Here is a 12,431-nt window from a genome sequence, read left to right as displayed (position 1 = left end):
ATTTTTCAGCGCCGCTATGGGGGATGTCCCTTGTCCAGCGGAGTAGCCAACGCGGCGGCGCTGGCCGCCGCGGACAGGGCAGAGAGCTGGATCACCGACCGCGCCTGGGTCGCCGGCGCCGTCGGCGCCATGGCGGTACTTATCTGCGCGGCGGCCTATAACGCCGGCGGCCTGTTGAACAGCGGCCTCTCCATCGCCGGCTTCCAGGTCACCGACAACCGCCTGGACAGCATTCTCGCCGCGCTGATCATCAGCAGTTGCGCGATGCTGGTAGTGGAACTGCCGCGGCTAAGGCTCTGGCAGGGGCGGGATTTCTTCCGTCTGCACCCGACCCTGGCCCGCGGTCACTGGATGCGCTTCGCCATGGAGGCCCTGGTGCACTATCTGGTCTACCTGGGGCTGCTGGCACTGGTGATTTTCTTTTTCCGCACCGCCGGCGAGTACGGCTTTGCCCGCGGCAACGCCTACTACAAGCCCTGGTTCCGCCTGCTGGACCTGGCCTGGGCCGCCTGGCTCTGGGGCGGCCTGCCCTATGTGTTGCTGACCCGCGCACTCAAGCACTCGCCGGAGGCGGACAGGATGGACCTGGCAAACAGCTGCCTGAAGATGGTCTCGCTGTTCGCATTTCGCTGGCCGAAGTTCGACGAGTACGACCGTAAGAACCTGCGCGCACTGCTGGTGAAACTGTTCTTCGCACCGCTGATGACGGTGTTTTTCGCCGATCAGTTTCCCCATCTGGTCAGCAACGTCGGCTATATGTTCGACGGCCTGCCCGCGGCCATCGCGGAAAACCGCTACAGCCACCGCCAGTTCAACCTGGATTTTTTCAATATTTCCGTGGCCCTGGTATTTTCCATCGACGTGGCCCTGGCCTGGTGCGGCTACATGGTTTCCAGCCGCTGGGTGGACAACCAGACCCGCTCCGCCGAGCCCACGATGCTGGGCTGGGTGGTGTGCCTGTTGTGTTACCCCCCGTTCCAGATGTACCTGGGCCTCTATTACGCCTCGCCGGGGGAACGGGAAGTGTTGCGCCTGGGCAACGCCTGGTTCGTGACCCTGTTCACTTCCATGATGCTGGCCAGCTACCTGATATACATGGCCGCAACCCTGCACTTCGGGGTGCGTTTCTCCAACCTTACCAACCGCGGCATTATCCGCACCGGCCTCTATTCCCTGGTACGCCACCCCGCCTACGGAGCAAAAAACTTCGCCTGGTGGTGTGTGATGTTCCCGGCAATTGTCTACAGTGCCTTCCACGCCGGCTGGAAACTGGCCCTGGCGCAGACCCTCGGCCTGCTGCTGATGACCTGGGTCTATTACTGGCGGGCGATTACCGAGGAGCGCCACCTGAGCGCCGATCCGGACTACGTCGACTACTGCCGGCAGGTGCGCTACCGGTTTTTCCCCGGGCTGCTGTAGCGACGCCCAGACCTTACTGTTGTAGGAGCGGCCGCTGGCCGCGATCGGCTCTGCTAGTGGCACGCGCCGATCGCGGCCAGCGGCCGCTCCTACAAAGGGGGTCGGGAATGAATGGCGCTAAGTCAAGCGATAATCCTGACGCGAAGGGCCTGATGCCGGGGGCTTTTTGCGGGACTGTCTGCGAGAGGGACCTCGCGGACAAGCCTCCAGGGATGGATTAAGGGGGGGCGCCCAGCCCGTGTCCCGCAAAAAGCCCCCGGTAGCAGGACCGCCCGAGTCCTTAACTTAGTGTAGTGCCATTGGGCTCGGGAATTATTTCACGGCTTTCCCGGAAATCGGCAATCCTGCCGATTTGTATCCACCCTACAGCTTATTCATCCAGCGGTTCAACCTTGTGGTTTTCACAAAGTTGAACCTAGTTTGCGTGAATAAATTGTGAAGCTTCACTTATTTAGACGAATGTATAGGTTGCTGCCGTTAGATTGAAAGTGCGGTAATCAAAAAAATAAAACAACAGGGAAGAAGGTCTGAGAGTGCGTCCCCGCGTGCAGTGGTCCGCTGTTTGGATTGTTGCTTGCAGCCGCAGCGACGGCTCAGTTTGTTCAGAGCTTCCCCAACCATAGAGAGTGAGGCTTCTGTATGAAACGATTGATGAGAGTCTGTCAACCGCTGTGCGCACTGGTTGCCGGGGTGACGGTGGCGGGAAATTCCCTCGCCGCTAACTACGGCGAAGCGCTGCAAAAATCCATTTACTTTTACGAGGCGCAGCAGTCCGGTCCCATCCCCTCCTGGAATCGCAACGAGTGGCGCGACGATTCCGGCATGACAGACGGCGCCGACAACAATGTGGACCTGCTGGGCGGCTGGTACGATGCCGGCGACCACGTGAAGTTCGGTTTCCCAATGGCCGCCAGCGCCACCCTGCTGGCCTGGGGCGTGGTGGAGAACCGCGATGCCTACGCGCAGACCGGCCAGCTGCAGCATATCCAGAACAACCTGCGCTTCGTGGCCGACTATTTCGTCAAGGCGCACACCGCGCCCAACGAACTCTGGGGGCAGGTGGGCAACGGCGGACAGGACCACGCCTGGTGGGGCGCGGCGGAAGTCATGCCCATGGCTCGGCCCTCCTACAAGATCGACGCCAGCTGTCCGGGCTCCGACCTGGCCGGGGAAACCGCCGCGGCGCTCGCCGCCATCGCCATGGTGTTCGAGCCCACCGACGCTGCCTACGCGGCGAACCTGCTGAGTCACGCGGAACAGCTCTACAACTTCGCCGACAACTTCCGCGGCGTATACAGCGACTGCATCACCGACGCCGGCACCTTCTACAAATCCCACAGCGGCTACAACGACGAACTGGTGTGGGGCGCCGCCTGGCTCTATCGCGCCACCGGCGACCAGGCCTACCTGGACAAGGCGGTGAGCTACTACGGCAACCTGTCCACCGAGCCCCAGCAGTCCATCAGGTCCTTCAAATGGACCCACGCCTGGGACGACAAGAGCTACGGCAGCTACGTGCTGATGGCCCAGCTCACCGGTAACGCCGAGTACCGCGCAGACGCCGAGCGCTGGCTGGACTTCTGGACCACCGGTTACGACGGCCAGCGGGTGACCTACACCCCCGGCGGCCTCGCGCACCTGGACCAGTGGGGGGCCGCGCGCTACTCCGCCAACACCGCGTTTATCGCTCTGGTGTACTCGGACTACCTGCAATCCGCGGACCCGGACAACGGCCGCGCGCAGACCTACTACGATTTCGCCGTGAGCCAGATGGAATATTTGTTGGGGGAAAACCCGATGAATATGAGTTACCAGATCGGCTATGGCAGCGTCTACCCAACATCCCCGCACCACCGAACCGCTCACGGTTCCTGGAATGACAACCTGCAGGACCCGGTGGACAACCGCCACACCCTGGTGGGTGCCTTGGTGGGTGGTCCGGACACCAACGACAATTTCGTCAACGACCGCGGCGACTATGTGCTCAACGAGGTGGCCACCGACTACAACTCCGGCTTCACCTCCGCGCTGGCGCGGCTGTGGCTGGACTTCGGCGGCAACCCCATACCCGAGGCCCAGTTCCCGGCGCCGGAAGAGCGCGACCTGGAATTGTTCGTGGATGCCAAGCTCAACTCCAGCGGCCCGCGCCACACGGAGATCAGTTCCTACGTGCACAACCACACCGCCTGGCCGGCGCGCGTCACCGATAACCTGAGCCTGCGCTACTGGATCGATATTTCCGAACTGGTGGATGCCGGCTACGGTCCCGAGGACCTGATCCTCACCAGTGCCTACAGCCAGGGCACCGGTTACACCGGCCCGCACCCCTGGGGTGATCCGGCGGACAACCTCTACTATGTGGAAGTGTCCTTCGCCGGTGTGGACATCTATCCCGGCGGCCAGTCCGCGTCGAAAAAGGAAACCCAGTACCGCGTCGCCGTGCCCGAGGGCGCGCCCTGGAATCCGGACAACGACCCCTCCTGGGACGACTACACCAGCAGCCATAAACAGGCGCCGATGATCGGGCTCTACGACAACGGCCAACTGGTATGGGGCCAGGAACCCGGCGGCGGCTGCGGTGGCGATACCGGTGTCAACTGCGCGCCCAGCGCCCACAGCCAGAGCCTTTCCACACCCTACGAAACCTCCCTGTCCATCACCCTGAGTGGCAGTGACAGCGACGGTACCGTTGCGGACTATACAGTAGCCAGCGGCCCCGCCAACGGCACGCTCGAAGGCAGCGGTGCCAGCCGCCTGTACACCCCGGCGGCGGGTTTCTTCGGCACCGACAGCTTCACCTTCACCGTCACTGACGATCAAGGCGCGACGTCTTCGGCCGCCACTGTCTCCGTCAACGTGGAAGCGCCGGAAATTCCCGCGGTCAATATTTCCAGCCCGGCGGAGGGCGCGCGCTTTGCACTGGGTGCGGATATCCCGGTGCAGTACAACCTGCAGAACGCCGAGGGCGTCAACCTGTACCTGGACGGCGCGCTGGTGGCTAGCGGCAGCGGCTCCGGAATACTGGTGGTGCCGGCGCCCGCGGAAACCGGTCTGTACCAGTTGGAAATCGTCGCCACCGAAGGCGGGGAGGAACTGACCGCGAGCGACAGCGTCACCGTGGAAGTCTACGAGCCGGTGGCCGGTGCGGTGAGCTGCACCCCCGGCAACGCCGACGTATGGAACAGCGGCTTCGTACTCAACAGCGTCACCGTGGCCAACGAGGGCGATACCGCGGTCCAGGGTTGGGAGATAACCCTTACCTTTGCCGAGCCGATCGGACTGGTAAACGGCTGGAGCGGCAATTTTGACCTGTCTCCGGACGGCCTGGTTCTCACCGTCTCCAACGCCGAGTGGAACGGCAACCTGCAGCCGGGCGGCAGCACCAGCTTCGGCTTCCAGGGCAGCCACGGCGGCAACTTCCAGACGCCGGTGTGTGCGGCCAACTGATCTTAAAACGCGGGCGGCGATCGCCGCCCGCCGTTTCCCCAATAATCGACGGAACCGATCATGAAACTTCTACTCACCCTGGCGGCTTCGGCCGCCCTGTTCGCTGCTGCCCAGGCCCGGGCGGCGGAACCCCTTCCCGACGACGACTGGCTGCACGTGGAGGGCAATAAAATCCTCGACAAGCAGGGCAACCAGGTCTGGCTCACCGGCGCCAACTGGTTCGGCTTCAACGCCGGCGAGCGGGTTTTTCACGGCCTCTGGGCCGCCAACCTGGAAGGCCGCATGCGCGACCTGGCGGAGCGGGGCATCAACCTGCTGCGCGTGCCGATTTCCACTGAGCTGATCTGGGAGTGGCAGAACGGCATGGCCGCGGTGCCCAACATCAACGCCCATGTAAACCCTGAACTGGAGGGCATGACCTCCCTGGAAATTTTCGACGAAGCCGTGGCCCTGGCGAAAAAATACGGGGTGAAAATCCTCGTGGACGTGCACAGCGCCGAGGCGGACAACGCCGGCCATTTCTACCCCATGTGGTACGAGGGTAGCCTGGACAGCGAAATCTTTTACCAGACCTGGGAGTGGATGGCGGACCGTTACAAGAACGACGATACCGTTATCGCCTTCGATATCGAAAACGAGCCCCACGGCAAACCCTGGGCGGACAACCCCTACGCCAAATGGGACAGCTCCACTGACGTCAACAACTGGAAGTATGCCTGCGAAACCGCCTCCAAACGCGTGCTGGCAATCAACCCCAACCTGCTGGTGCTCTGCGAGGGGATAGAGTCCTATCCCAAAGATGGCGTCAGCTGGGGCGGCGGCGCCGGCCCGGACTACCACAATTATTGGTGGGGCGGAAACCTGCGCGGCGCGGCCGATCACCCCATCGACCTGGGAGCCAACCAGGACCAACTGGTTTACTCCCCGCATATCTACGGCCCGTCCGTTTATCAGCAGCCCTGGTTTGAGCCGGACTTCACTTACCAATCGCTGATAGAGGACGCCTGGCGGGACAACTGGTTCTACCTGCACGAGCAGGGCATATCGCCGCTGTTGCTCGGGGAGTGGGGCGGCCACCTGGATGGCGGCCAGAATGAAAAATGGATGGGCTACGCCCGCGACCTGATCGTGGAGCACGGCCTGCACCACACCTTCTGGTGCCTCAACCCTAACTCCGGGGATACCGGCGGCCTCTGGCACTACGACTGGACCACCTGGGACGAAGACAAATACGCGCTGCTAAAACCCGCACTCTGGCAGGACGGCAGCGGCAAATTTGTGGGCCTGGATCACCGTGTGGTGCTGGGCAATGCCGAAGTGGGCACCAACGTCAGCGAGTACTACCAGGGGCAATTGCCCTCGGTGGCAATCACCGCACCCGCGAGCGGCAGCCAGTTCCTGCCCGGCTCGCAGATCGCTGTGCAATACACCCTGGCGCAGGCCGCCGCGGTCAATATTTACCTGGACGGCACCCTGCTGCAAACCGCCAGCGGCGGCAGCGCTGTTGTCATCGCGCCGGCGGTCGAGGGCAGTTACCAGCTGCAACTGGTGGCCGTGGACGGCCAGGGGCAGGAGCTTTCCGCCAGCGATACCCTGTCCATCCGCGTGGTCGATGAAGTCGTACCGGAGCCCGCAGTGGAAATCACCGCGCCGGCGGACAACAGCCGGGTGGAAGCGGGTAGCGAAATCACCGTCTCCTACACCCTGGAAAACGCCGCCGGCGTAACCGCATCCCTGGACGGCAACAGCCAGACCGCAATGGGCGGCGACAGCCTGGACCTCACCGCGCCGCTGCTCGACGGTTTCTACCCGCTGGATGTAGTCGCAGTGGACAGCAACGGTGAATCGTTGGGCGCAAGCGACAGCGTCACCATCGAAGTGTTTACACCGGTCTCCGCAGAACTCGACTGTGAACTGGGCACCAGCGATATCTGGAGCAATGGTTTCGTACTCAGCAATATTGCGATAACCAACCGCGGCGCGCCCATACAGAGCTGGCAACTGGTACTGAGCTTCGACTCCCCGGTAAGCGCCATCAACGGCTGGAGCGCCAACTTCTCCCTGTCCCCCGACGGCCACACCCTCACCGTCTCCAACCTGGAATGGAACGGCAATTTGCAGACAGGGCAGACAGTGACCTTCGGCTTCCAGGGAGAGCACGGCGGAGACTTCGCACTACCGGCGTGTTCCGCTAACTGAGGAACCTCCGAACCTGTCTCGTCATTCCGGCGAAGGCCGGAATCCAGCACACGGAACTCATTGGAGCTCCCGGATTCCGGCCCGAGATAACATCCCTTTTCAGATATCCCCAACCCGGGAAAATCAAAATGAAAAACCAAACAAAAGAAAATCCCCCTCACCGTCGGTGGTCCACCGTCGCCGCAGCACTGCTACTGGCTCTGCTCGCCAACACCACCCTGGCAGTAGAACCCCTAACAGTAAACGGCAACCGCATACTCGCCGGCGGCCAGGCACGCAGCCTCGCCGGCCCCAGTTTTTTCTGGAGTAACACCGGCTGGGGCGGCGAGCGGTTCTACAACACCGGCGCGGTAAGCTGGGTGAAAAGCGACTGGAATGCCACCCTGGTGCGCGCCGCCATGGGCGTGGACGAAGAGGGCGGCTACCTGGAAGACCCCACCGGCAATAAGAACCGCGTGGTCGCCTTGGTGGATGCCGCCATCGCCAACGATATGTACGTCATTATCGACTGGCACTCCCACCACGCCGAAGACTACACCGCCCAGGCGGTGGCGTTCTTCGAGGAAATGGCCCAGACCTACGGCCACCACGACAACGTAATCTACGAGATCTACAACGAACCTTTGCAGGTCTCCTGGAGCGGCGTGATCAAGCCCTACGCGGAAACCGTGATCTCCGCCATTCGCGCTATCGACCCGGACAACCTGATCATCGTCGGCACACCCACCTGGTCCCAGGATGTGGACGCGGCCTCCTGGGACCCGATCCGGGGCTACGCCAATATCGCCTACACGCTGCACTTCTACGCCGGCACCCACAAACAATACCTGCGGGACAAAGCGCAGACCGCGTTGAACAACGGCATCGCGCTTTTCGTTACCGAGTGGGGCGCCGTCAACGCCGACGGTGACGGCGGGGTGGACTATGGCGAGACCCAGACCTGGATGAATTTTCTCGAGGACAACAACCTCAGCCACGCCAATTGGGCTCTGAACGATAAAGAGGAGGGCGCCTCCGCACTGGTACCCGGCGCCAACGTCTCCGGCGGCTGGGGCCAGGACCAGCTCACCGAGTCCGGCCGACTCGTGCGGGACATCGTCCGCAACTGGGACGGCGGCGGCTCCGCCTGCGGCGGCAACTGCCCACCGGTGGCCGACAGCCAGAACCTCTCCACCGCCTACCAAACACAATTGTCGATCACGCTGAGCGGCAGCGACAGCGACGGCAGCATCACCGGCTACACCCTGCAAAACGGCCCCGCCAACGGCAATCTCAGCGGCAGCGGCGCCAACCGCCTCTATACACCCAACAGCGGATTTTCCGGCAACGACAGCTTCACCTTCACCGCAACCGACAACGCCGGCGCCACCTCAGAACCGGCCACCGTTTCCATCACCGTGGGAACACCGTCCGGCAACGGCGGCGTGACCTGCGAACCGGGCACCGCGGATGTATGGAGCAGCGGCTTCGTGCTCAGCAATGTCACCGTCACCAACGGCGGCAACTCCGCCATTGGCAGTTGGCAGGTAACCCTGCAATTCCCCGAAGCCGTAGTGCTGACCAACGGCTGGAACGGCAACTTTAATATGTCCGCGGATGGCAGGACCCTGACCGTTTCCAATATCAGCTGGAACGGCAACCTGCAACCGGGGCAGTCCGCCAGCTTTGGTTTCCAGGGTAATCACGACGGCAGCTTTCAGATGCCGGTGTGTAGCGCAAACTGACCCGGAAGCGCGGGCGGCACTGGCCGCCCGCTGCTAGCTCGAAACTCGAAACATCCACCATCCAGTAGCCAGCATTTTCGCACCCAAAGACCACACCTTCGCCAAAGCATCTGCCACCATCGTCATTCCGGCGACTCGTTAGAGCAGCGAAGCTCACGCCGGAATCTAGAAACCCACCACCTTCGAAATCGGAGGAACACTGGAATACCAAAATGCATTATCCAGAGTTCCCTGCCGTGTCACCTGATGTGATGTACCAAAGTACCAATTAATAAGTGAAACCTTGTTCTAGATGCTCTGATGATTGCCGGGTGTTGTGGTCAGTGGGCAGGAAAACTGATCGTGAGGCCGATATATTTGACGGTAGTGGTTGATGTGTAAAAAGCTAATTAAATCATAAGTTTACAATCTGAAAGTGAGTTGGGGATATGAGTCTCGGTGATCATTTTTATGGTGGCAACCGAGTATGGTGAACTGGCTGTATGCTTGATGTTTTCTGGCTTACGGTGCATTCTTGGGCAGTTTGTCCCAGTTGAGATATGAGGCGGGAGATGTCAGTCTGTGAGACTACGATATAAATGTTATGTTTGCGACGAGATACCGAGAATGGAGTATTGATGAGTTTAGATGGATTGATTGTGCGGGAAGCAAGAGTTGACGACTATCATTCTCTCGCGGCATTGGAACAGAAAGTGATTGACGCTGAGCGTCCGTATAATGCGTCTCTGAAAGAAAAAGACGCCTACTACTACGACATCGAAAAACTGATTTCTGATCGTCATAGTAGGTTGGTCGTTGGAGAAGTTTCTGGTGACATTATCGCTACAGGGTACGTTCAGGTCCGCCACTCAAAGCCTGCCTTGGACCACGACAACCATGGATATTTAGGTTTTATGTATGTGGCAGAGGAGTACAGAGGGCTCGGGTTAAACAGGGTCATCTTGGAAGATCTGGTCAGTTGGGGCCAACAACGAGGAGTCACCTACTTTTATCTTGACGTATATGCGGAGAATAATTCCGCTGTTCGAGCATATGAGAAGTTTGGCTTTCGAGGTTCTCTGCTAGAAATGAAGTTGAACCTGGAGAGTTGATTCAAAACATAACCAAGCCAGGCTCGTGCCGAGATAAATCCGAAGTCTTGGGGCGAATTTTTATAAATTCGGAAATTGGCTAATATTACCCAGTGGGTGCAGGTCAGGGCTCACGCCTGGACCTCAGTCCCACCACGACCAAAGCCTAGCCAGCAGGTCAGTAGTGAAGCCCGGGTGCGATCTTGGTAACAAGGTGTGCGGAGCAAGGGTGGAGCGAGAGTGTAGGCCATTTATTGAGCCCCGAAATATTGTAGAGTGGCGGTCATTTGGATAACCATTGATAGATGGGAAAGCTAACGGTTTGCCTGTGTACCGGAAAGCAGCAGTCTCAGTAACGCCATGGCAAGTTGCTGCGACACCGCTGGGGTCTGAGAACATGGCATGCGCTTACAGGGGTAGCTCGGGCACTCGGGGCGTACGGGCTTCCGGGGTCCGATTGAGTCCTGGCTCAGATAACCGGCAATGGTGGACCGGTAAATAAATACACCGGGCTTCGCGAAATGATCTGCTGCACGTCGCGGAGAGTCCAAACCGGAAATACGAACAAACAGCGGAGAGACACCAGGTATTGGGGGCCGATAGCGAGAGTGAAGAAACCCAAGAAGCGAGGTCGGAAGTCTTAGTCGACAATAGTACCGTTAGTAGGTGGGGAACCTTTTGTCCGTGGGACCCACTGTAGGGAAGTGAAGACCGGAGAAGATGGCTTGATCATGGAACCAGGAGAGAGACGTTGAGCTCGCAAATCCTGTCACTGTAAATGGTCATATAGGCGAACAGAACGTTTGTCGCGCAGCTTGGAGCACAATGAGCGATGGGCGTTGCTGCAGGACACAAACATCTTCTAACAGGGAACGTGCTGAAGAACCGGATGACTTAAAGGTCAAGTCCGGATCTGTGGGGGGCGTCGCCCGAGAGGGCGGCTCCTACCCGGAACGGCGACGTCCACCACATTGCGGCTGCGCCTCCATTCCGTAGCCGCGCGTATATAAAATCGGGTCAGCAGCGGTTGTATGACGTTAATTCATTTGGGTGGATATCATGTCAGAATGTTGATCTGACCCTGTTTATGCAGGGGTTCCTTAAGCAAAACCTTTTTTCAAACTGGTTCCTGGAGCTATTGTTCTTGTAGTAAAACCGTACGGCTTCATTTAGTCCCTCTTCGTCGCGGTTAAATAAAGCACGCGGCACTAAACAGGGTGACCAATCAAAGGGAGTTTTGATGCGTCATATCATTTGCCTGTCACTGGCAGTAGTTGTGAAGCCGTTTCTAGCCAATGTATAGAGCTCTCTTCTATTTTTGATACTACCACTGCCCGGATTGCACATATTGGGTTCGGAATGTTCTTTTTCCTATATTTACATGAATGTCAGGTCGATAAATAAGGTTATATTGAAGCGACTGGAGACTTTTAGCTATTCTGTGTCAGCCATTTATCGGTTAGAATCATTTCTCAAAATCAACGTGAACTGCATCTCATTTCTTGAGGGGATAAGGAAAATCTAATGAAATATTTGTGGATTCTAATCTTATTTTTTTCATCAAGCTCATTTGGATCAGCACTGTTAGAAAACTCGTCAAATATAGCTTATGTGAATGGAGAAGATGGAGCTGGGCGTACTATATTGGATCAGCCTCAACTTGAGGGGAACCTGAAAAGTGTGCTTTTGACAAGTGGTGGGGCTGCCGTTGATGGAACTAGAGCGAACGACTGTTCACTGTTAAGGCAATGGTTTTGCGGCGGAATTTTATATACAACGACCACGGAAGGATGGTTTAAGGATTTTACGATTTTACCAAGTAGTGGTGGTGATCAACAAATTAAAATTACGCCCTACAGGGGGAATTTAGTTTTAGGTGAGGACTTGGCTTTCCCGTTGACCATTTATATGTCGGAAGTTTCGGACAGTGTCGATAATAAAGATGTCAATGCCAATAAACTTATAAATTCAGAGCAAGGCAGGTTTAACTTCAATTTAAAATATGCTGGACGTTATAGAATAGGTAGATTTTGCAAGTTCGATGACCCCTCTGAAGGGAATTGTGCTATCAGTGCAACTGCAGGTATGCGTTACTTAGGTTTGCGGCAGATTAACTCTGAAGATGAGTTAGAAATTAAGCATTATTGGGGCTCATATGTTGAAATCGCAAATACTTGGTTATTCAAAGTACAGGATGCTGCGCTCGAAGGATTTATTGGTGAAGTAGCTGTAAAGTTAGATGCCACCTACTTGTCACAAGATATTGATGACGGAGTGAATTTATTTCCTGGAGTTACAGACTCTTCTGGTAATCTCATAGACTTCGAAGAGAGTTTTTGGTCTTACGGGGCAACAGTTACTTTCAAACTAAATGAAAAATTTAGTATAAGATCTCAGTACATAAGATCTGACCAGAACGATCTCTTGGAGGAAAGGACAACTTTTGGGATCACCTACGATATTTAATCGTTGAAACGAAATGGGAAACAAATAATTGTAGTAAGTTAAATTCCGCTGCCCCTTGTAGTAAACTGAGCGGCTTCATTTTACCTCGCTTCGTCGCGGTAAAGGC

The 12,431-nt window shown here is 57.7% G+C and carries 6 protein-coding genes; all 6 read left to right on the top strand.

The genetic code is table 11. The annotated features are described in order from the left end of the window. Nucleotides 1-30 precede the first annotated feature (30 nt). Nucleotides 31-1,419 carry a DUF1295 domain-containing protein gene (locus tag PP263_RS09215; RefSeq protein ID WP_308368120.1) on the top strand — a complete coding sequence of 463 codons (1,389 nt, stop codon included), beginning with the start codon at nt 31-33 and terminating at the stop codon, nt 1,417-1,419. 639 nt (nt 1,420-2,058) lie between these two features. After that, nucleotides 2,059-4,866, top strand: coding sequence for a glycoside hydrolase family 9 protein (locus PP263_RS09210; protein WP_308368119.1), 2,808 nt, complete (start codon nt 2,059-2,061; stop codon nt 4,864-4,866). Between the two features lie 60 nt (nt 4,867-4,926). Then, nucleotides 4,927-7,065, top strand: a complete 2,139-nt coding sequence (locus PP263_RS09205; RefSeq protein WP_308368118.1) for a cellulase family glycosylhydrolase — start codon at nt 4,927-4,929, stop codon at nt 7,063-7,065. Between the two features lie 128 nt (nt 7,066-7,193). Then, nucleotides 7,194-8,789 (top strand): cellulase family glycosylhydrolase, encoded by a 1,596-nt coding sequence (locus PP263_RS09200; protein ID WP_308368117.1) that lies wholly within the window; start codon nt 7,194-7,196, stop codon nt 8,787-8,789. A gap of 617 nt (nt 8,790-9,406) precedes the next feature. Continuing rightward, on the top strand, nt 9,407-9,880 hold the full coding sequence (locus PP263_RS09195; protein ID WP_308368116.1) for a GNAT family N-acetyltransferase: 474 nt from the start codon (nt 9,407-9,409) through the stop codon (nt 9,878-9,880). Nucleotides 9,881-11,383: 1,503 nt separating this feature from the next. Next, a complete protein-coding gene (locus PP263_RS09190; protein WP_308368115.1) occupies nt 11,384-12,325 on the top strand; it encodes a hypothetical protein in 942 nt (313 codons plus the stop codon). Nucleotides 12,326-12,431: the final 106 nt, after the last annotated feature.

This window comes from Microbulbifer sp. TB1203 (genome assembly GCF_030997045.1).
GTDB lineage: Bacteria > Pseudomonadota > Gammaproteobacteria > Pseudomonadales > Cellvibrionaceae > Microbulbifer.
This window is presented reverse-complemented; position numbering and strand designations above follow the sequence as displayed.